Here is a 23992-nt window from a genome sequence, read left to right as displayed (position 1 = left end):
GCTACCTCTTTTTATAATTTACATATTTTAGTTTATAAGTATAATTGGTATAGTTAATAAATACTATATTATTTTTAAGATTACTTTAAGTTTAAAGGTGTATAATACAGAAACATAGTATTGGGAGGTTAACATAATATGAGTACAATAAATATAGGGAATAAGTATGGTAGTAAAACTATAAATGCTACAAATAACAATAATAATTCAGAATTAAATAGTTTAATAAAAGAAAAAGAATCTTTAGAAAAGGATATTCAAAGCTTACAAAAAGAAGCAGCATCTAGTAGTGGAAGTGAAAGTGAAAATTTACAAACACAAGTACAATCATTACAATCACAAATTTCTAATATTGATAACCAAATAGCTAAGATACAAGCAGAAAAAAAAGAAGATATTTCTAGTGAAAATCTTTTAAATGATTATAATAAAATAAAATATCCTTCAGATAAACTAGATGATCCTAAAACTTTAAATATTACCCTAAATAAGTTAGATAAAAATATAAAGTTATTAGAAAATGAAATTATATTAGGTAAAGCTAGGGGAATAGCTTCTGAAAATAAGGATACTATATTATCTAATATAAAAAATAATATAAAAAATATTAATTCTAAAATTGAAGAAGTAAATGGAGACGAAAGTAAAATAATAAATAATGATATTGAGTTAACAGGTAATTTTGTAGATAGAGAAGCTTAAGATTAATACATAGGTTCATTTTAATATTATAAGAAAAACACCAAAGCAATAAAATTTATTAGATTTGGTGTTTAATATTTTATAATTATAAGGTATTCTAATTTCAGGTAATAGCTTATATTTTAGGTAAGAAAATATTTTCTCCAAGTGGCAAATCTGAATTTGGTAAATCATTAATATCTATTAGAAATTTTGAAAAATTATCTACATTATAGTCAGGATAATTTTCTTTAATTAATTTATACCAAGTATCCCCATTTTTTATTAGATATAATTTTCCTGAATAAAAAGTATCATAAGGGATTTTAATAATAGTGTCAATTTCAACTTCATTTAAATCAATATTAGGATTAAGTAATTTTAGATATTTATAGCCAGTTTTATAATTACAGGTACTTTCAAATTCCCTAAGTATTTGACTAATAGTATCACCTTTTTTAATTTTATAATCTATAGTAGAAACTTCTGTAATATACGAATCTATTGATAATATTTTGATAGAATTAGATTCAGATATTTTATTATCTATTACTTCTACTTCATTATCTACGACTTCATCAATATACTCTTCTTTTTCTATATTATCTTTAGAAAAATTTTCTTCATTACTTTTAAAAGATTTTTCTTCATTTACAAATTTTTCATTACTTAATTCATTATTAATAGGGATGTTTGTATTTTCTTTATATTCTTTATTTTCATAATTAATATAATGATTATTTAAAGTAGCAGAGTTTTTTGAGTGAGTTATAAAAATTCTGTAGCAAATAAAAAGAATTGGAATCAAAATTAGAATTAATAAGCATATTTTTTCTTTATTATTTTTCAAGTTTAAACCTCCTATAATTATCTTAGCTTGATTATTAACAAGTTTGTAATGTAATATTCAAATAATTTGTATAAAAATATTAAAATTTATTATTATTTTTTATTTAATTAAAAGAAATAACTGATAAGTTTAATAATGTATTGAAAACATAATGATATATATATATAATTGTAAGTACAATATTGAAAGAGGTAAATAAGATGAAAAAGACAGTAAAATATATAGAAATTTTTGAGTTTTATAAGGAAAAAATAATAAATGGAGATATGAAAGTAGATGAAAAGCTTCCAACAGAACAAGAAATAGGTGAGATTTTTTCTGTAAGTAGACATACAGTTAGACAATCTATATTAGAGCTTGAAAAAGAAGGTTACATATATAGAGAGAAAAGTAAAGGAGCTTATGTAAATAAAATTGATAAATCTAAAAAAAATAAAAATAAAGTTGTAATTGTAATAACTACATATATAACAGAATATATATTTCCATACTTAATTAAAGGTATACAAGAGGTGCTTAATAGCAAAGGTTACGATATTCTATTATTAAGTACTAATAATGAAAAAGAAAGAGAAAGAGAACAATTAAAAAAATTATTAGAATATGATGTAGTTGGAGCAATAATTGAGCCAACTGCAAGTGCTTTAGGAAACACAAATTTGGATTATTATAATAAAATAAAGAAAAATAATATACCATATTTAATGATAAATGCAACTTATAATAAGGAAGAACAGTCCTATGTAATAATGAATGATGAAAAGGGTACATATGTACTTACAGATTATCTTATTAAGTTAGGTCATAAAAAGATAGCTGGTATATTTAAAGAAGATGATATGCAGGGATTGGAAAGAAAAAGAGGATATATAAAAGCACTGAAGGAAAATAATATAGAAATAGATAGTACAATAATTGGAGACTTTAAAACTTATGAGGAAGACTTTTATATTAATGCTTTTGCTAAGAGTTTATTGACTAGAAAGGATAGACCCACAGCCATAGTATGTTATAATGATAAAATTGCAGTTAAAGTAATTAAAGTAGCTAAAGAAATTGGATTAAGTATTCCTAAAGATTTATCCATAGTGGGATATGACAATGATGAAACAATAGCAGAAATCTTTGATTGTGGAATAACAACAATTTCACATCCTAAGGAAGAGTTAGGGAGAAAGGCAGCGGAAATGTTATTACTATTAATTAATGGAAAGAAAGAAAAAGTTTCATATATATTTGAACCGGAAATAGTAGAAAAAAATAGTGTTAAAAATTATAAAAATTCATAAAATAAATTTATTCTACCTAGATAATAACCATAATAGTATTTGAAGAATATCAGAGATATTAAAAATCTCATAGTATAATATTTTAAATATTTATACTATGGGATTTTTTTTTATAAAATTTTCAGAAATAACTTTTTTTATAATTAAAAATAAATAAAGAGTAGATTTAAAATATTGGAAAAATTCTAACAAAAAAACATTTACAAACATAGAAACATTTGGTAATATTAAATTGTACGGTATATAAATTTGAAATTTAAAATTGTATGCACAAAATGGTGAGAGGGAATTTTAGAAAATAAATTTACCTAAAAAATAGATAAGAAAAAATGGGAGGGATTAAGGTGTTAGAGAATTTAAAAAAAGAGGTTTTTAAGGCTAATTTAGATTTAGTGAAACATAATTTAGTTGTATTAACTTGGGGAAATGTAAGTGGGATAGATAGAGAAAAAGGACTTATAGTAATTAAACCAAGTGGAGTAAGCTACGATAAAATGAAAGCTAGTGATATGGTAGTAGTAGATTTAGAAGGAAATATAGTAGAAGGTGATTTAAGACCATCCTCAGATACACCAACCCACATTGAATTATATAAAAAGTATCTAGATATAGGAGGAGTCGTTCATACTCACTCATCATTTGCCACATCTTGGGCACAAGCTAAAAGAGATATTCCTTCATATGGAACAACTCATGCAGATACATTCTATGGTCCAGTTCCATGTACAAGATCTTTAAATAGTGAAGAAATTAAAAACGAATATGAAAAGAATACTGGTTTAGTAATTATTGAAACATTAACAGATAGAAAAATTGAAGAGTTAAGTGTACCAGGGATAATTATTGCAAGCCATGGACCATTTGCTTGGGGGGAAAGTCCAAGTAAGGCTGTTTTAAATGCAGTAGTTTTAGAAGAAGTAGCTAAAATGGCAATGAGAACTGAAAATTTAAATAGTGAAATTACACCAATACCTTCAGAGTTACAAGATAAGCATTATTTTAGAAAACATGGAACAAATGCTTATTATGGACAAGACTCAATAAAGATAAAATAAGTAATAAAGTAAGATTAATTAAAATATTTTAAATATGAGATCTAATATATAGAAAGTTTTTTAGTGTATATGTAAATAATATACGTATAAAATTTGGAGGATAATAATGAGAGAAATAGAAATGAAAAGTATCAATACAATAAGAATGTTATCAGTAGATCAAATTGAAAAAGCAAAATCAGGTCATCCAGGAATATGTATGGGTGCAGCACCTATGATATATACATTATTTAATAAGCATATGAATATTAATGCGGAAAATGAAAAATGGTTTAATAGAGATAGATTTATCTTATCAGCTGGACATGGATCAGCTCTTTTATACTCAATGTTACACTTAAGTGGATTTGATGTATCTATTGATGATTTAAAACAATTTAGACAATTAAATTCAAAAACTCCAGGGCACCCAGAGTTTGGATATACTTCAGGAGTAGAGGCTACAAGTGGTCCTTTAGGACAAGGTATTGCTCAAGCTGTAGGTATGGCAATGGCTGAAAAACATTTAGCAGCTAAATATAATAAAGATGGTTTAGATATAGTAGATCACTATACTTATGCAATAGTTGGAGATGGGGATTTAATGGAAGGTGTTGCTAATGAAGCAATATCTTTAGCTGGACATTTAGGATTAGGAAAATTAATTGTTCTATATGATTCAAATGATATTTGTTTAGATGGAGAACTTTCAACTTCATTCTCAGAAAATGTGATAGATAGAGTTAAAGGTATGAATTGGCATACTATTAGAATTGAAGATGGAGATGAAAATATTGAAGCAATATCAGCTGCAATAGAAGATGCTAAAAATATAACAGATAAGCCAACATTAATAGAGATTAAAACAACAATTGGATATGGTTCACCTAATAAAAGAGGAACCAATGGAGTTCATGGAGCACCTTTAGGAGCTGATGAATATGAAAAAACTAAAATAGGTTTTAATTGGAATTATGAACCATTTAATGTTCCTAATGAGGTGAAAGAAGACTTTAAAAATAACCTTATAACAAGAGGAAAGAAAAAAGAAGCAGAGTGGAATGAGTTAATTAATAAATATAAAGAAGCTTACCCAGAAGAATATAATAGTTTTATATCTTCAATTAGTGGAGAATTAAATATTAATTTTGAAGAAGTATTACCAAAGTATGAAAGAGGTAAATCAGTTTCAACTCGTAATGCTTCAGGATTTGCAATGAATGCAATTGCAAAAAGTTATGATAATTTCTTTGGTGGTTCAGCAGACCTTGCACATTCTAATATGACTTATTTAAATGATCAAGGAGACTTTAGAAAAGATACTCCAGAAGGAAAGAACATTTGGTTTGGAGTTAGGGAATTTGGAATGTCTTCAGCTGGTAATGGAATAATGCTACATGGTGGATTAAGAGCATTTGTTTCAACATTCTTTGTTTTTAGTGATTATTTAAAACCTGCATTAAGAATGTCTGCAATTCAAAAATTACCATTGGTATATGTATTAACTCATGACTCAATAGCTGTAGGTGAAGATGGACCAACTCATGAACCTATAGAACAGTTGGTAGGACTTAGAGCTATACCTAATGTAAATGTAATAAGACCAGCAGATGCTCATGAAACAAATGCAGCTTGGCAAATAGCATTAGAAAATAAAGAAACACCTTCAATATTAGTGCTATCAAGACAAAATATAAATGTAAATGCTGAATTTAATTGTGTAGATTATGTTAGAAAAGGTGCATATATAATTTCAGAAGCGGCACAAGCTCCAGTAGCTCAAATAATAGCAACTGGATCAGAAGTAGATTTAGCAATAAATTCGCAAAAAGAATTAGAAAAGCAAGGGATATACGTTGACGTTATATCAATGCCATGCTTTAGATTATTTGATATACAAGATGAAGCTTATAAGAATAGCGTATTAAAACCAGGGGTTAAAAAGTTAGCTGTAGAAATGGCATCATCATATGGATGGCATAAATATGTTGATGAAGTATTATGTATAGATACATTTGGTGCATCAGGTAATGGTGATGAGGTAATGAATTTCTTTGGTTTTAACAAAGAAACTGTAATAGATAAAGTGAAAAAATTAATATAAAAAGCTTAGTAAGGGGTATATTTAAGGATGAGTTTAATAAATTATTAAATTCATCAAATAAAGAGTAGAGGGGAGATGATGAGTCATGAATAGTTTAAATAAAGTACGACAAATAATAGAATCAGGAAAAGCTGTTCTAGGAATTGAACTTGGATCAACAAGAATAAAAGCAGTTCTTGTTGATCAAGTAGGAACAGTTATTGAAACAGGAGGGTTTGACTGGGAAAATAGTTTAATTAATGGAGTTTGGACATATTCTTTAGATGAAGTATGGAAAGGAATTCAAGAATGTTATAAAGACTTATCAGAGAGAGTTAAGGAAAAATATGATGTAAGACTAAATAAGTTATCGGCTATGGGAGTAAGTGCTATGATGCATGGATATCTTCCTTTTGATAAAGAAGGAAATCAATTAGCTGAATTTCGTACATGGAGAAATACCTTTACAGGACAAGCTGCTAATGAATTAACGGAATTATTCCAATATAATATTCCAGAGAGATGGAGTATTGCACATTTATATCATGTTATTTTAAACAAAGAAGAACATGTAAAGAATATAGATTTTATTACAACTTTAGCGGGTTATGTTCATTGGAAACTTACAGGCGAAAAAGTAATGGGTGTTGGAGAAGCCTCAGGAATGTTTCCAATTGATATAAGTAATAAAAATTATAATAAAGATATGATAGAAAAGTTTAATTCATTAATTTCCTCTAATAAATACTCATGGACATTAGAAGAAATTCTTCCAAAGGTTCTAGTTGCAGGAGAAGAAGCAGGAAAATTAACAGAAGAGGGTGCATTACTTTTAGATCCAACTGGAGAGTTAAAAGCAGGAAGTAAACTTTGTCCTCCAGAAGGAGATGCAGGAACTGGAATGGTAGCGACTAATAGTATTGCTAAGAAAACAGGAAATGTATCTGCTGGGACTTCAGCATTTGCAATGGTAGTTCTTGAAAAAGAGTTATCTAAATTGCATAAACAGTTAGATATGGTTACGACTCCAACAGGAGATTTAGTAGCAATGGCACATTCAAATAATTGCACAACGGATATTAATGCTTGGATGGAAATATTTAATCAATGTTTGGGAGTATTTGGAGTAAAAGTTACACCAGGTGAATTATATAAGAATTTATTTGAAAAAGCTTTAGATGGAGATGATGACTGTGGTGATCTAATGTCTTATTGTTTCTATTCAGGAGAACATGGAATAGGATTAACAGAAGGATGCCCTATGTTTTTACATCCAGCAAATTCAAAATTTAATTTAGCTAATTTCATGAGAGTTCAATTATATACATGTTTTGGTGCAATGAAACTTGGTATGGATATTTTAACAAAAGAAGAAAATGTTAAGATTGATAAAATTCTTGGTCATGGAGGAATATTTAAGACCAAGGGTGTTGCACAAAATATTTTAGCGGCAGCTATAGGGGCACCTGTAGTTGTAATGGAAACTGCAGGAGATGGTGGAGCATGGGGAATTGCATTATTAGCATTATATCTTGATAAAAATCAAGAAAATAATTCTTTAGAAGATTTTCTAAACGACACTATCTTTAGAGATGCAGATGCAGTAAAAGTAGAACCAAATCAAAATATGGTTATTGGATATGAAAGATTCATAGAAAGATATAAAAGTGGATTAAGCATTGAACAAGAGGCCGTAAATTATTTAAAAAATAGAGTTTAGAATTTAGAATTTAGAATTTAAATGTGAATTTATGGGAGGAAAGAAAGTTATGAAAATATTTATAGATACCGCAAATATAGAGGAAATTAAGAAAGCAAATAATATGGGACTAATTGATGGAGTTACTACAAACCCTTCATTAGTAGCAAAAGAAAATAGAGACATGATAGATGTAATAAAGGATATATGTGAAGTTGTAGATGGTCCTATAAGCGCAGAAGTTATAAGTTTAGATACTGAAGGTATGCTTAAGGAAGCAAGAGAACTTGCTAAAATGCATAAAAATATTGTTGTAAAAATTCCAATGACTTTAGAAGGACTAAATGCTGTAAGAGTTTTATCAAGAGAAGGAATAAAGACAAATGTTACATTAGTGTTTAGTGTTCATCAAGGTGTTTTAGCTTCAAAGGCTGGAGCAACTTATATTAGTCCTTTTGTAGGAAGATTAGATGATATAGGTTTAGATGGAATTGATCTTATAAATGATTTAATAATAGCTAAACAAAATTATGGATTTAATACGGAAATAATAGCTGCAAGTATAAGAACAAAAGAGCATATTTTACAATGTATATTATCAGGTGTTGATATAGCTACTATACCATATGCTCAAATTGAAGCTATGGCAAAGCATCCACTAACAGATGCTGGAATTGAAAAATTCTTAAGTGATTTCAGTAAATCACAAAAATAATTTTAAATATAATTTAGGAGGAATCAATATGCTAAAAGTTAAAGAATATAATTTCTGGTTTGTTACAGGAAGTCAAGACTTATATGGTGAAGAGGCATTAAAGCAAGTTGCAATTGATGCACAAGAAATCGTTAATGGATTAAATGGACAAGAAGAGATTAAATATAATATAATTCATAAACCAACAGTAAGAAATTCAAAAGAAATATATGAAGTTTGTAATGCAGCGAATAATGATGAAAATTGTGCAGGGATAATAACATGGATGCATACATTTTCTCCAGCTAAAATGTGGATTAGAGGGCTATCTATTTTAAATAAACCTCAATTACATTTCCATACTCAATTTAATAGAGACATTCCATGGGAAACTATGGATATGGATTTTATGAATTTGAATCAATCCGCACATGGTGATAGAGAATTTGGATTTATAAATGCAAGAATGGGAAATAAAAGAAAAGTTGTAGTTGGACATTGGGAAGATAAAGAAGTTCATAAGGATATAAATAAATGGATGAGTGTTGCAACTGCATTTGTTGAAGGACAAAGTATAAAAATAGCTAGATTTGATGATAATATGAGAAATGTTGCAGTAACTGAAGGAGATAAGGTTGAGGTTGCTATAAAACTTGGTTGGACTTGTGATGCCTTTGGAATTGGGGACTTAGTTCAAGAAATTGAAAAAGTTACTGATTTAGAAGTTGAAGATTTAATGAAAGTATATGAAGAAAAATATGATATTTGTGAAGAAGGAAAAGTTGAAGGTAGTGTTAGAGATTCTATAAAGTATCAAGCTAAGATTGAAATTGCATTAAGAAGGTTCCTAGAAGAAGGAGAATATACAGCATTTACAACTAACTTCCAAGTATTACATGGAATGGAGCAATTGCCAGGCCTTGCAGTACAAAGACTTATGGAAGATGGATATGGATTTGGTGGAGAAGGAGATTGGAAAACAGCTGGTCTTGTAAGACTTATGAAAATAATGTCAAACAATGTTGGAACTTCATTTATGGAAGATTACACTTATCATTTTGAACCGGGTAATGAGTTGATATTGGGAGCACATATGTTAGAAGTTTGTCCAACAGTAGCTATTGATAAACCAAGAATAGATGTAAAACCTTTATCTATTGGAGATAAAAAAGATCCAGCTAGATTAATTTTTAATGGTCAAGCAGGAAGTGCTGTTTGTGCATCATTGATTGACTTAGGTGGAAGAATGAGACTTATAATAAATGAAATAAATGCTAAAGAAGTAGAAAAAGATTTACCAAATTTACCTGTAGCAAGAGTAGTTTGGACACCAGAACCATCATTAAAAGTTGGAGCTGAAGCTTGGATATTAGCAGGAGGAGCTCATCATACTTCATTTTCATATATAGTTAACTCAGAACAATTATGTGATATTGCAGATATGTATGGATTAGAATCAGTTGTTATTGGGAAAAATACTAATATAAGAGATTTTTCAAATGAATTAAAATGGAATAGCGTTTATTGGATGTTAAATAAATAATAAGTATATAAATAATAGTTTAAATTTAATTATAAAGTTAAAATAATTACTTGCTTCAAAAAAGTAATAAGAGGTGAATAAATGGCTAAATATATAATAAATGCTGAGAAAAAAATTTCGAAAATAAGCAAAGAAATATATGGACATTTTTCAGAACATCTAGGAAGGTGTATTTATGAAGGAATATATGTAGGAGAGAATTCTGATATTCCTAATGTAAATGGTATGCGAAAAGATGTTGTACAAGCTTTAAAGGAAATTAAAATACCAGTTTTAAGATGGCCAGGTGGATGCTTTGCTGATGAATATCATTGGAAAGATGGAATTGGCCCAAAAGAAAATAGGAAAAAAATGATAAATACACATTGGGGTGGAGCTGTAGAAGATAATAGCTTTGGAACTCATGAATTCATGGAATTATGTAGACAACTAGAATGTGAACCTTATATAAATGGAAATTTAGGTAGTGGAACAGTTCAAGAAATGGCTGAATGGGTAGAATATTTAACTTTTAATGGAATATCTCCAATGGCTGAACTTAGAAAGAAAAATGGACATGAAGAAGCTTGGAAGGTAAAGTATTTTGGAATTGGTAATGAAAATTGGGGCTGTGGTGGAAATATGACGCCGGATTTTTATGCAAATATGTATAGAAGGTATCAAACATATTGTAGAAATTACTCTGGTAATAAATTATATAAGATAGCATGTGGTCCTCCTGATAATAACTACAACTGGACAGAAGAAGTTATGAAGATTGCAGGTAATTATATGGATGGTTTAAGCTTACATTACTATACCTTTCCAGGTGGTTGGTCTAATAAAGGTGATGCTGTAGAGTTTGATAGTGAGTGTTGGTACAAGACATTAAACAAGACTCTTAAGATGGATGAATTTATAAAAAATCATATAAAAATTATGAATAAATATGATAAGGAAGAAAGAGTGGCTTTAATTGTGGATGAGTGGGGAAGCTGGTATGATGTAGAAAAAGGAACAAATCCAGGATTTTTGTATCAACAAAATACAATGAGAGATGCTGTTATTGCAGGTATTAATTTAAATATTTTTAATAAGAATTCGAAAAGAGTAAAAATGGCAAACATCGCTCAAATTGTGAATGTTCTACAATCTGTTATTTTAACAGAAGGTGAAAAGATGATATTAACACCAACCTACCATGTATTTAATATGTATAAAGACCATCAAGAAGCAACTCTTTTAGAAAGTTATATTGAAACTAAAGAAATAGGATTAGAAGAGGAAAATTTAGTGCCTAATCTACATGAATCAGCTTCAATAGATAAATATGGAAGAATAATATTTACTATTAATAATTTATCTATAACAGATGATTATAAGATAGAAACAGGATTACTAGGTAAAGAACCTAAAATGGTTACTGCAAATATATTGAATAATGAAATGAATGCTTGTAATACTTTTGAAAATCCTAATATGGTTAATGTTAAAGAGTTTAATAATTTTAAAATAACAGAAAAAGGATTGAACTTTACAATTCCAAAATGTAGTGTTATGAGATTTGTTATTGAATAACTAGAAATAAAAAATAATATCAATTTAAATACAAGATGTATAAGAATTGATATTATTTTTTATATTAAAAGTTATTTAAAATTATTAGAAGTTGAGAGGTGAATATATGGAAAAAGTAATATTACTAAATGGAATTTTTAAAGACTCAGAAAATAAAGGAAAAGAATATTTGCTTTATTTAGATGTTGATAGATTAATCGCACCATGCTATGAAGCAATTGGATTAAAACCTAAAAATAATAGGTATGGAGGCTGGGAGGAAAGAGAAATAAGTGGTCATTCTCTTGGACATTATCTTTCAGCTTTATCATATATGTATTTAGCAACAGAGGATGAACAAATTAAAGAAAGATTAAATTATGCAATAAATGAGTTAGAGTATTTACAAAATATAGAAGGTGATGGATATATAAGTGGTTTTAAGAAAGATTGCTTTAATAAAGTTTTTTCTAAGGACTTTAATGTAACAAGGTTTGAATTAGGAGATAGTTGGGTTCCTTGGTATAGTATCCATAAAATATATTCAGGACTTTTGGACGCATATAAACTAACTAATAATGAAAAGGCTTTAGAAATATTAATTAATTTATCTAATTGGGCGAAGAGAGGATTAGATAATTTAACACAAGCTGAATTTGATAAGATGCTTTATTGTGAACACGGTGGAATGTGTGAGGTTATGGGATCATTATATGAAATAACTAAAAATAAAGATTATTTGAATTTAGCAATAAAATTTATAGATAAGGAAATTATATATCCTCTTATGATTGAAAAAGATGAGCTTGAAGGAAAACATGCTAATACTCAAATACCTAAAATTCTTGGTATTGCAAAACTTTACGATATTACAAAAGAAGAAAAGTATAAAAAAGCAAGTGAATATTTTTGGAATATAGTTACAAGTAAAAGATCTTACGTAATTGGTGGAAATAGTATAGATGAGCATTTTGGAAAAAAAGGAAGTGAAACATTAGGTGTTACAACTGCAGAAACATGTAACACTTATAATATGTTAAAGCTTACAGAGTATTTATATAAATGGAATCATGATTCTAAGTATATAGATTATTATGAAAAAGCACTATATAATCATATACTCGCTTCTCAAGATCCTATAAGTGGAATGAAAACATATTTTGTATCTACTAAACCTGGACATTTTAAGGTATATTGTACACCTGATAAATCATTTTGGTGTTGTACAGGAAGTGGTATGGAGAATCCAGGTAAGTATAATCGAAATATATATTATATAGATGAAAATAATATATATGTAAATCTATTTATAAGTTCAAGTATAAAATTAGAGGGTAAAAATTTAAAAATAAATCAAATTACAAATTTTCCAAAAGAAGAAAAAACAAAAATTATAATTGAAGAAACAAATAATTCAAAGTATGGGATAAAAATAAGAATTCCATATTGGTTAAAGAAGGATATAAAAGTCAAGATTAATGGGAATTTAGTTGAGTTCAAAAAAGAAAAAGGATATATTTCTATAAGTAAATTATGGAAAAAAGGAGACGTGTTAGAGATTAATTTAGATATGAACTTACATATCTATAAATCAAAAGAAGATGAAAATAAAATTTGTTTTATGTATGGACCTTTAGTTTTAGCTGGATCATTTGGTAAAGAAAATTTTCCAGAAAGTGATATAATAGAGGATCATTTAAAGTTAAATCATTATAAAGCAATAGAAGTGCCTATTTTAATAAGTGAGGATAATAATTTATTAAAGAACATTAACAAAATAGAAACTAATAATTTAGAATTTGAACTTAATTTTAATAACGAAAATAAGGATTTTAAAGTAAAATTAATACCTTTTTATGATATTCATCATGAAAGATACGCAATTTATTTTAATAGTATGACAAAAAATGAATATAAGAATAGAGAATTTTTAAACGGGAAAGAAAAAATAAAAATTACAATAAAGGCAAAAGAAAATTTATCAACAGGAAAAAGATTTTCATCTAGATTAACAAATAAGAAGATAGGATAAGGAGAAAATGAATGAATAATTTCTTTAAAAAGGGAGTTTCATATTTAGTTATTATGGGAATGGCTTTAAGTGCTGTTGGATGTAATTCAAAAGAAGAAAAGGTAGATATAACTTTCGAAAATGCTTCTGTTCATGACCCTGCAATTATAAAAGTTCAAGATACTTTTTATATAACAGGTTCTCATATGGCAGAAGCGAAATCAAAAGATTTAATTAATTGGACAAGCATCTCAGATTCAGTTTCAAATCAAAAATTGTTTGAAAATATAAAAACAGAATTAAAGGATGCTTTAGAATGGGGGAAAACATCAACATTTTGGGCAAGTGATTGGATAAAACTGAATGATGGTAAATATTATTTATATTATTGTGTATGTGAAGGATCATCTCCACAAGGGGCCATAGGGTATGCTGTAGCTGACGATATAGATGGACCTTTTAAAAATTTAGGATTAATAGTAAAGTCTAGTGGAGAAGAAGAACTTAAGTATAATGATGAAAATGGTGAAGAAAAAATATATGATTCTAATGTAAATCCCAATGCAATAGATCCAGCTGTTTTTTATGATGCAGATGGGAAGCTTTGGATGATGTATGGTTCATATTCTGGTGGAATTTATATTCTTGAGTTAAATCCTAATAATGGTTCTGTAAAAGAAGGACAAGGAACTTATGGGGAAAAAATACTCGGTGGATATCATTCTGAAATAGAAGCACCGTATGTTATTTATAGTAAAGAAACAGGATATTATTATTTATTTCTATCCTTTGGAGGATTAACCTCAGATGCTGGATATAATATGAGGGTTGCTAGATCTAAAAATCCTGATGGTCCTTATTATGATGCGATGGGAAATGATATGATTGATTGCAAGGGGGTAAGAGGCAAATTTTTAGCAGCACAAAATGAATATATAATGAACTATGGTAATAAGTTATTTGGAAATTTTAGATATCCTTTAAGTGAAGAAAATGAAAATTCAATTTTAGATCCATCAGATTTGGGGTACGTTTCAGCAGGTCATAATTCAGTTTACTATGATGAAGAAACAGGAAGATATTTCTTAATATTTCATTCTAGATTCCCAGATTCAGGAGAATCACATCAAGTAAGAGTACACCAAATGTATTTAAATGAAGATGATTGGTTTGTAGTTTCTCCATATAGATATACAGGAGAAAGTATTGATAAATATAATGAAAAAGATATTATAGGTGAATATAGTTTTATAAATCATGGAAGAGAAATATGGGATATAGTAAATGAATTTAGCGATGTAACTTTCAAAAAAGATGGAACTATAACAGGGGATATTGAAGGAACATTTGAATTTAAAGAAGAAAATAAAGTAGATATAAATATAGATGGTGAAATATATAAAGGAGTTTTTGTAAAACAATATGATATAAATAGAAAAGATTATACAATGACTTTTACTGTTATGGGAAGCAATAATGGTATAGCATTATGGGGAATAAAAAAATAAAATAACTAAAAAAATATTTTAATAAAGTATATAATAATTAATTTTGTAAAGCTTAACAACAGCTACTATTTTATAATAATATAAAATAGTAGCTGTTGTTGGTGTTTGTTTATATTTTTATGTCTAAATAAAAAGAAAAGTTAATAAAAAGATTGTTTATGAATAAATTATATATAAATAAACAAAATTATTTTAGATAAATATAAAATAATTCATTGACTGTTATAATAAAAAAGAGTATATTATAAATATAATATAAATAAGGGGTGAGATATTGGCTAAATATATTATTAATACTGAGAAAAAACTTTCTAAAATTAATAAAGAAATATATGGGCATTTTTCAGAACATCTTGGTAGATGTATTTATGAAGGGTTATATGTTGGAGAAGATTCCGATATACCTAATGTAAACGGTATGAGGAAGGATGTTATAGAAGCACTAAAAGAAATTAAAGTTCCAGTTTTAAGGTGGCCAGGCGGATGTTTTGCTGATGAATATCACTGGAAAGATGGGATTGGCCCTAGGGAAAATAGAAAAAAAATCATTAATACTCACTGGGGTGGAGCTGTAGAAGATAATAGCTTTGGAACTCATGAGTTTATGGAATTGTGTAGACAACTTGAATGTGAGCCTTATATAAATGGTAACTTAGGCAGTGGAACAGTTCAAGAAATGTCAGAGTGGGTAGAGTATCTAACTTTTAATGGTGTATCTCCAATGGCTGAGCTTAGAAAGCAAAATGGACAAGAAGAAGCATGGAAAGTTAAATATTTTGGAGTTGGAAACGAAAATTGGGGTTGTGGTGGAAATATGACACCAGAATTCTATGGAAATATGTATAGAAGATATCAAACATATTGTAGAAACTATCCAGGAAATAAATTATATAAAATAGCTTGTGGACCTAATGTGGAAGATTATAATTGGACAGAAGGAGTGATGAAGGTAGCGGCAAACTTTATGGATGCTTTAACTTTACATTACTATACTCATCCTGGTGGCTGGTTAAATAAGGGACCTGCAAGAGATTTTGATGATAATACTTGGTACATTACAATGAAGAAAACTCTTAAAATGGACGAGCTTATAAATAATCATTTAGAAATAATGAATAAGTACGATAAAGAAGAGAGAGTAGATTTAATTATAGATGAGTGGGGTAGCTGGTATGATGTAGAAGCAGGAACAAACCCAGGATTTTTATATCAGCAAAACACTATGAGAGATGCACTTATTGCAGGTATTAATTTAAACATATTTAATAAACATTCAAATAGAGTAAAGATGGCTAATTTAGCTCAAATTGTAAACGTATTGCAATCTGTTATACTAACAGAAGGAGAAAAAATAATATTAACACCTACGTATCATGTATTTAATATGTATAAAGATCACCAAGAAGCAATGCTTTTAGAAAGTTATATTGAAACTAAGGAAATAGGTTTAGAAGAAGAAAATTTAGTGCCAAATCTACATGAATCATCATCGATGGATGAAAGTGGTAGAGTTATTTTTACTATTAACAACTTATCTATAACTGAAGATTATAAAGTAGAAGCTGAATTACTAGGAAAGAAACCTATAAAAGTTAGTGCAAGTATACTAAATAATGAAATGACAGCTTATAATACATTTGATAATCCTGATGTTGTAAATATTAAGGAATTTGTAGATTTTAAAATTACAGAAGTAGGAATAAATTTTACTATTCCAAAATGTAGTGTAATGAGATTTATAATAGAATAAAATGAATAGTATTTTTTGTAAAAGATGTCTTATGGACGAAGTTTTAAGTGAAGCTGAATATACGCATATGAAACAATATATAGATTCGATTGATGATTATATAAAAACTAATAAACAAGAGTATGAAAAAAGATTGAATTTATGCAAAGAATGTGATTGCCTGATAAATGGAATGTGCAAACTTTGTGGATGTTTTGTAGAAATGAGAGCAGCTGTTACAAAAAACTATTGTCCAAATAAAAATAGATACTGGTAATAGTAAAAGTATAATTCATGAAAGAGTTGGAGGAAATATATGGAAAATATTTATAGAAATCCAATTGTAATTCAAAGAGCAGATCCTTGTATATATAAGCATACTGATGGATATTATTATTTTACAGGTTCAGTTCCTGAATTTGATTTAATAGAGCTTAGAAGAGCTAGAAAAATAGAAGAATTACAAGATGCAGAAACTTTTGTAGTATGGAGAAAACATGAAGAAGGAGAAATGAGTCAATTAATATGGGCTCCAGAAATTCATTATATAAATAATAAATGGTATATTTATTTTGCAGCTGCTCCAGATAGAGTTGTTACAGGAATAACATTTAATCACAAAATGTATGTAATTGAATGTGAAGATAAGAATCCTTTAATAGGTAAATGGGTAGAAAAAGGCAGAGTAGAAACAGGATGGGATTCATTTGCATTAGATGCAACAATTTTTGAGCAAAATGGGAAATTGTACTACGTATGGGCGCAAGAAGATGTAAACATAGAACCAAATTCACATTCTAATATTTATATAGCCGAAATGGAGAATCCATGGACTTTAAAAAGTAAAGCAGTTTTGTTATCAAAACCAGAATTGGATTGGGAAACTAAATTATATTGGGTAAATGAAGGGCCTGCTATTTTAAAGAAGAATGGAAAAATATTCTTAACTTATTCAGCAAGTGCAACAGATGAAAATTATTGTATAGGAATGCTTTCAGCTGATGAAAATAGTGATCTTTTAAATCCTAAATCATGGAGAAAATCTAGTAAACCTGTTTTTAAAACTTCTTATGAGAATAAACAGTATGGTCCTGGTCATAATAGTTTTACAGTTTCAGAAGATGGAAAACTAGACTTGTTAGTTTATCATTGTAGAAACTATTTGGAATTGAAAGGGGATCCTTTATCAGATCCGAATAGGCACGCAAGAGTTGAAGTGATTGAATGGAATGAAGATGGAACACCAAGTTTTGGAGTACCATCAAAAGATATTAAAGAATTTAAAGTTTAATCTTTTAAATAAATTTAAATTTTAAAGGTATAAAAGAATAATTTTGGCTTTGGGAGGAGAAATTATGTTAAAACGATCAAAAAGAATTTTCGCTATACTAGCTACTGCTGTTTTATTAGTTGGCTGTGGTAGTGGAACAAAAGGTGAAGGAGCAAAGACAGCTGATGGAAAGAAAGAAATAACATGGATGTGTTATGGACAACCTCAAGAAACAGAAGTTTATGAACAAGTTATAAAGAAATTTGAAGAAAAGTATCCAGATGTTAAAGTAAAACTTGTTTCAACAACTCAAGATCAGTATGGTCAAAAAATTCAAGCGGCAATGGCTTCAAATACTATGGCAGATGTAGTCTACATGGGACCTGGAGATGTAAAGGCTTGGGTAAACTCTGGAAAAATGTTGAATTTAGATGAATATATATCTCAAGCAGAAAATGATGGTATTCTTGATTTAGATGATGTTTGGGAACTTGCTTTAAAGAAGTATAAATATGATGGTGATATAATAGGACAAGGAAGTTTATATGCTTTACCAAAGGATGTAGGTCCATTTGGATTTGGGTATAACAAAACTTTGTTTGAAAAGTTAGGAATTCCATTGCCAGATAAAGAAAAGCCATATACATGGGAAGAATTTATGGAGGTTTGTAAAAAACTTACTAATGAAACTGGTGGAGATGATTCATCTTGGGGAACTGGATTAAATGTTAATTGGTCTCTTCAACCATTTGTATATAGTAATGGGGCGGATTGGATAAATGAAGATGCTACTGAAGTTACTGTTACAGATCCTAAATTTGTAGAAGCATTACAATATTTTGCAGATCAAACTTTAAAATATAAAATTACTCCATCTGCAGAGCAAGCACAAACCTTAGATACTTATCAAAGATGGTTAAAGGGTCAATTAGGATTCTTTGCAATTGCTCCTTGGGATATAGCAGCTTTTGAAGAACTCCCATTTGAATATGATATAATTCCTTGGCCAGCAGGTTCTACAGGAGAAACAGCTAGTTGGTTAGGTTCAGTTGGCTTTGGAGTTTCAGCTAATACAAAATACCCACAAGAGGCAGTTAATTTAGCAATATTCTTAGCAACAGATGTTGATGCTAATAAAATGGTTGCAGATAAACAAATACAAGTTCCAAATTTAAAATCATTAGCTAAAGATTATTATTTAAATACAGATAATAACCCTCATAATAAACAAGCTTTTATAGATTTAATAGAAAAGTATGGTAAGCCACTTCCTGGTGAAAGAACATATAATGCTGAGTGGTATAATAAGTTCTTTGAAGGAATACAAGATGTTTTAGATGGTAAAATTTCGGCTAAAGACTATTGTGAAAAGGTTCAACCTGAAATGCAAGCTCTTTTAGATAAAGCTATAGAAAGAGAAGCTAAGGAAAAAGCTAAGAATTAATAATTTAAATATAAGTGTTAGGGAAGAACCCTAACACTTATATTTAATACATGGAGGGGAATTATGGAAGTAAAAGCTAAATCAAAATTTAGATCTGGATATTATGCAAAAGAACGAAGAGAAGGATATTTATTCGTTCTTGCACCTGTATTACAATTTTTCTTATTTGCATTTGTACCGCTACTTTTTTCACTTTATGCGGGATTTACAGATTGGACATCAATAGGAAAAGCAGACTTTATAGGATTACAAAATTTTAAAGATATATTTACTGATGTGAACTTTTGGAAGTCTATATGGAATACTTTGTTCATGATGATAGGAATTCCAATAGGTCTTATATTATCATTATTATTGGCTCTTGCTATGAATAGAGATATTCCAGGCAAAAATACATTTAGAGTTCTTTACTATATTCCAGTTATTTCATCTATTGCAGCTGTCTCAATACTATGGAGATGGGTTTATAATGGAGATTACGGATTACTAAACCAAGTGTTAAGTGTATTTGGAATAGATGGTCCAAATTGGTTAAATAATGAAGCTACAGTAAAACCAGCTATTATGGCAATGACAATTTGGAAAGGTCTGGGGATGTCTATGCTTTTATATTTAGCAGGATTACAAAGTATTCCTAAAGATTTAAAAGAAGCTGCAGAAATAGATGGAGCTAATACATTTCAAATATTTAGATATATAACAATTCCGACCTTAAAACCAGTAACATTTTATCTTATTATCACAGGTATTATAGGAGGATCCCAAATGTTTATAGAACCTTCTATTATGGTTGATAATGGTGGTGTTAATTATAGTGCTGCAACGGTTGTTTATTATTTATGGGATAAAGCATTTAAAAACTATCAAATGGGTTATGCTTGTGCAGTAGGTTGGATATTAGCTATCTTTATCTTTATAATAACTTTAATTCAATTTAAATATAAAGGTAACGAAGTATTTGGAGAGTAAGGGGTGAAATAAATGATAAATATTGAAAAAAATAAAATTATAAATAGTAAAAAAACAAAGAGCATTAGTCGAAAAAAGCAACATAAATTAGTTAATTTTATATTGTTTTTAGTTCTTTTAGCAGGATCATTAGTTATGATAGTTCCATTACTTTGGATGCTATCAACCTCAGTAAAAAACAAATTAGAAGTTTTTGCAATGCCGCCAGTATGGATACCGACAGAAGTAAACTGGATTAAATATTCAGAGATATGGACCAAAGGACCTTTGCTAAGTGGATTAAAAAATAGCTTAATAGTTTGTTTATTGGTTACTACTATAGGTACATTTACATCAAGTTTAGCAGCATTTTCTTTTGCTAAATTAAGATATCCTCATAAGAATACAATCTTTTTAGCACTACTTGGGACTATGATGATTCCTTTTGCAATAATTATGATACCACAATTTATCATCTTTTCTAAAATTGGATGGGTTGATACATTAAAGCCATTAATAATTCCTGGATTGTTTGGTAATGTCAGCATGATATTTTTCCTAAGACAGTACATGCAAAGCATACCAACTGATTTTATTGAAGCCGCAAGATTAGAAGGATGTTCTTTCTTTAAAATATATTATAGAATAATATTACCTTTATCGGGACCAGCCATATCAGCACAAGTTATATTATGGTTTATGGGAATATGGAATGATTATTTAGCCCCTTCTATATATATAAACACACCAGAGAAAATGACTATACAAACAGTTATACAATCATTTAATGCTACTTATGCTATTCAAACAGATTTTCCTTTAATTATGGCAGCATCAATTATGTCAATGCTACCGATAATAATAGTTTTTATAATATTCCAAAAATGGATTATAGAATCGATTGCTATTACTGGTATTAAGGGGTAATTAAAATGAAACTTAAATACCCAAATGAACCAAAAGTAAGAGAAGTTGAACTTAATTTTAATAAAAACGATTTAGATTTATGGGGAACATTTGGAGCTCATGATCCATCAATATTTAAGGATAACGATTTCTATTATGTTTTTTCTACAGATGTTTTAGAAAAGGATTTAATAAATCCTGCTATACAAATGAGAAAATCTAAGGATTTAATAAATTGGGAATATGTTGGGAATGTAGTGAATAAGGTTCCTTTAATTGCTTATGAATGGACAAGAGCAGATGGTATTTGGGCTCCAGAAGTAATAAAGGTTGAAAATAAGTATTATTTGTATTACTGTGCTTCTGTTTTTGGAAAAACAAGATCATGTATAGGGTTATTAGAATCAGACTCTATAAATGGACCATGGAAAGATAATGGTATAGTTATTAAAACTGATTTTAAAGATAATAGAAATGCAATAGATCCAAACTTAATATTAGATAAGGAAGGCAGACTTTGGATGGCATATGGGTCTTTTTGGAATGGAATTTATATATTGGAGTTAAATAGAGATACGGGAAAACCAAAGTTTAAAAATGATTTTGGAAAGCAAATAGCTTGTAGAAGTCATTTAGTTGATGGAGCCATAGAAGGTGCATATATTACTTATAATTCTATCTTCAACAAATATTATCTTTTTGTATCCTATGATTCGTTATTTTCAGACTATAACATAAGAGTAGGAAGATCTGATAGTATTGAAGGCCCTTATGTAGATATTAATGGAGTTGAATTTACTAATATTAATGTTGAAAATCCTAATTATGTTGGAAATAAAATAATTGGTGGATACAGATTTAAAAATAGTTCTGGCTTTATTTCACCTGGACATAATTCAGTACTTAATGATGAGGAAAATTATTATTTGGTTCATCATATTAGAAATGCAGAGAATCATAATAAGTTTTATTTAAATATCAGAAGAATTTTTTGGACTGATGGAGGTTGGCCAATAGTATCTCCAGAAAGATATGCAGGAGAAGAATATCAGGAAATAAAAAAGTGTGAAATTTTAGGTGATTGGGAAATAATTATACTGTATAGAGATTTAAATAGAATAATAGATTCAAAAAGTATTGTTATAAAGGATAATAATACTATATTGGGAGATTTTAATGGATTATGGAGTTTAAACCAAAAAGATAAAATAAAAATTGAATTAAATATTGCAAATAAAAAAGAAGTTTTTAGTGGAAATATGAGTGTAGCTTGGGATTGGGAGTTTAATAAACCAACTATTATTATAACTGCAATTAATGATATAGGAATTTCTTTATGGGGAAAGAGAACAAATTAATAAAATATTTTAAGAAAGTATTAGCAGATTAATGTTAATACTTTTTTGTTAATTAAAATAAAGTGGAGAAAATATACTTCTCCACTTTAATTATATACCACACGAACATGAATTCCTTGATTATAATTTCCAAAATTCTTACCAAATATAGTTAATCCACCTATATGTTTAGCATCATCAGGAACTGATATTTTTAAAGAAATATCACTTCTATAACTTAAATTTAAATCTTCTAATGTTATTTCAGAAATTTTCAATCCATCTATAAAAGTTCCATACTGATTTATAGATAACAACTTTAATAGTCCATATTGATTCCAATTAGGGAACCACCAAGATGGAGTGAATAAACCATTATTGTCTCCAAAATCTCCAGGACTAGTCCAACATCCTAAATTTATATTATTTAATGAAAAATAAATATCTGATGGCCAATCATTACATATTCCAGGAGCTTCAGAACTTATTTCCATTGAAATTTGTATTTCGGATATATTTTGATTTGGTTTTAAATAATTAGGTATTTTATATTCTATGTAACCTTTAGTAAACCAAAGTATAGAAGCATTTATCCTTTTAGGATCAGCAAAATAATTTGGATTATCAACTTCACCAATTAATTTATCTTTACTTGCAATACCACAAGTTGGTTCAATTTCATATGAAGAGTAATGTCCTATAGCTAAATCAATATCGTAAGAATTCTCAATATTATCTAATTCCATATCTACTACTATTTTATTTTCATGCAATGAACAAATTTTTTGTAATCCATGTTTAGCAGTCATATTAGTAGTTACTATAAGTCCACATTCTTCTAATTTTTTAACATGCATTGTTAATGCACCATTAGTTAAATTAAGTTTTTCAGATAATTCATTCATATTTAACTGCTTATATTCTGAAAGTAAATTTAATATATCTATTCTTACTTCTGAGCTTAAAGCTTTAAATAAAGGAACACCATCTTTTAAATTTTTAATATGTTTCATTTGAATACGGGGATATTATTTTAATAATTACCCCTAACTCCCTTCTAGTTTTATTTCTTTATATAATATTTTTCTATTGCTAAAAATGATTTATTTAAATTATTAAATATTAAATAAGCACTAAGTCCAACTATAAATAAACTTATTAATGAATTTGAATATAATAGAATTAATATACAAAATGATATAATAAGTAAATTTAAAATAGAAATAAGAGGCTTTTTTATTAAAAGATATACTGATAATTTAAAATTATTAAAAAAACTAATTTCATATTTTGAATTTAAAATTATACTATATAGCATTATTAATATATTAAATATAAATAATAGAGTTAATGGAACAGTAAGTATTAGTAGATTTAGGTTTAAAAAAATTATTTTTATATCTAATATTATTATAAGAATGCTTATCAAT

Annotated in this window: 20 protein-coding genes; 17 read left to right on the top strand and 3 right to left on the bottom strand. The window is 28.0% G+C overall.

Annotated elements, in window-relative coordinates; genetic code table 11:
- Positions 1-138 precede the first annotated feature (138 nt).
- A complete protein-coding gene (locus tag H9660_RS11415) occupies positions 139-702 on the top strand; it encodes a FlxA-like family protein (protein ID WP_191750506.1) in 564 nt (187 codons plus the stop codon).
- Positions 703-817: 115 nt separating this feature from the next.
- Here H9660_RS11415 and H9660_RS11410 read toward each other — a convergent pair whose 3' ends face one another.
- A complete protein-coding gene (locus H9660_RS11410; protein WP_191750505.1) occupies positions 818-1531 on the bottom strand; it encodes a LysM peptidoglycan-binding domain-containing protein in 714 nt (237 codons plus the stop codon).
- A 200-nt stretch (positions 1532-1731) separates the two neighbouring features.
- Between H9660_RS11410 and H9660_RS11405 the strand changes: the two genes are divergently transcribed.
- The 16 genes from H9660_RS11405 to H9660_RS11330 all read left to right on the top strand — a co-directional run bounded on the left by H9660_RS11405 (position 1732) and on the right by H9660_RS11330 (position 22583).
- Complete coding sequence (locus H9660_RS11405; protein ID WP_191750504.1) at positions 1732-2820, top strand: GntR family transcriptional regulator; 1089 nt, start codon at positions 1732-1734, stop codon at positions 2818-2820.
- 344 nt (positions 2821-3164) lie between these two features.
- Complete coding sequence (locus H9660_RS11400) at positions 3165-3875, top strand: L-ribulose-5-phosphate 4-epimerase (protein ID WP_341479592.1); 711 nt, start codon at positions 3165-3167, stop codon at positions 3873-3875.
- Positions 3876-3981: 106 nt separating this feature from the next.
- A complete protein-coding gene (tkt, locus tag H9660_RS11395; RefSeq protein WP_191750502.1) occupies positions 3982-5958 on the top strand; it encodes a transketolase in 1977 nt (658 codons plus the stop codon).
- A gap of 85 nt (positions 5959-6043) precedes the next feature.
- Complete coding sequence (locus tag H9660_RS11390; protein ID WP_191750501.1) at positions 6044-7657, top strand: xylulokinase; 1614 nt, start codon at positions 6044-6046, stop codon at positions 7655-7657.
- A gap of 49 nt (positions 7658-7706) precedes the next feature.
- On the top strand, positions 7707-8351 hold the full coding sequence (fsa, locus tag H9660_RS11385) for a fructose-6-phosphate aldolase (RefSeq protein WP_191750500.1): 645 nt from the start codon (positions 7707-7709) through the stop codon (positions 8349-8351).
- Between the two features lie 28 nt (positions 8352-8379).
- Positions 8380-9873, top strand: coding sequence for an L-arabinose isomerase (gene araA / locus H9660_RS11380; protein ID WP_191750499.1), 1494 nt, complete (start codon positions 8380-8382; stop codon positions 9871-9873).
- Positions 9874-9954: 81 nt separating this feature from the next.
- Complete coding sequence (locus H9660_RS11375; RefSeq protein ID WP_191750498.1) at positions 9955-11430, top strand: alpha-N-arabinofuranosidase; 1476 nt, start codon at positions 9955-9957, stop codon at positions 11428-11430.
- Between the two features lie 106 nt (positions 11431-11536).
- Entirely contained in the window at positions 11537-13441 is a 1905-nt protein-coding gene (locus tag H9660_RS11370; RefSeq protein WP_191750497.1) for a glycoside hydrolase family 127 protein, read from the top strand.
- Positions 13442-13452: 11 nt separating this feature from the next.
- Entirely contained in the window at positions 13453-14928 is a 1476-nt protein-coding gene (locus H9660_RS11365; RefSeq protein WP_243190656.1) for a glycoside hydrolase family 43 protein, read from the top strand.
- A gap of 274 nt (positions 14929-15202) precedes the next feature.
- The gene (locus tag H9660_RS11360) at positions 15203-16678 is read left to right on the top strand and encodes an alpha-N-arabinofuranosidase (protein ID WP_191750496.1); all 1476 of its coding nucleotides are present in this window, start codon (positions 15203-15205) and stop codon (positions 16676-16678) included.
- 1 nt (position 16679) lies between these two features.
- On the top strand, positions 16680-16934 hold the full coding sequence (locus H9660_RS11355) for a DUF6171 family protein (RefSeq protein WP_191750495.1): 255 nt from the start codon (positions 16680-16682) through the stop codon (positions 16932-16934).
- Between the two features lie 39 nt (positions 16935-16973).
- Positions 16974-17948, top strand: coding sequence for a glycoside hydrolase family 43 protein (locus H9660_RS11350; RefSeq protein WP_191750494.1), 975 nt, complete (start codon positions 16974-16976; stop codon positions 17946-17948).
- 64 nt (positions 17949-18012) lie between these two features.
- On the top strand, positions 18013-19371 hold the full coding sequence (locus tag H9660_RS11345) for an ABC transporter substrate-binding protein (RefSeq protein WP_191750493.1): 1359 nt from the start codon (positions 18013-18015) through the stop codon (positions 19369-19371).
- A 63-nt stretch (positions 19372-19434) separates the two neighbouring features.
- The gene (locus tag H9660_RS11340) at positions 19435-20340 is read left to right on the top strand and encodes a carbohydrate ABC transporter permease (RefSeq protein WP_191750492.1); all 906 of its coding nucleotides are present in this window, start codon (positions 19435-19437) and stop codon (positions 20338-20340) included.
- Between the two features lie 12 nt (positions 20341-20352).
- Positions 20353-21246, top strand: coding sequence for a carbohydrate ABC transporter permease (locus H9660_RS11335; protein ID WP_207729465.1), 894 nt, complete (start codon positions 20353-20355; stop codon positions 21244-21246).
- 5 nt (positions 21247-21251) lie between these two features.
- Positions 21252-22583 carry an arabinan endo-1,5-alpha-L-arabinosidase gene (locus H9660_RS11330; protein ID WP_191750491.1) on the top strand — a complete coding sequence of 444 codons (1332 nt, stop codon included), beginning with the start codon at positions 21252-21254 and terminating at the stop codon, positions 22581-22583.
- A gap of 86 nt (positions 22584-22669) precedes the next feature.
- On the opposite strand, the gene H9660_RS11325 is transcribed toward H9660_RS11330, so the two are convergent.
- Positions 22670-23575, bottom strand: coding sequence for an ArsR/SmtB family transcription factor (locus tag H9660_RS11325; RefSeq protein WP_191750490.1), 906 nt, complete (start codon positions 23573-23575; stop codon positions 22670-22672).
- 50 nt (positions 23576-23625) lie between these two features.
- On the bottom strand, positions 23626-23992 hold a 367-nt coding region (locus tag H9660_RS16205; protein ID WP_207729464.1), incomplete at its 5' end, for a hypothetical protein.

Source organism: Clostridium gallinarum (assembly GCF_014836325.1).
Taxonomy (GTDB): Bacteria; Bacillota; Clostridia; order Clostridiales; family Clostridiaceae; genus Clostridium; species Clostridium gallinarum.
This window is presented reverse-complemented; position numbering and strand designations above follow the sequence as displayed.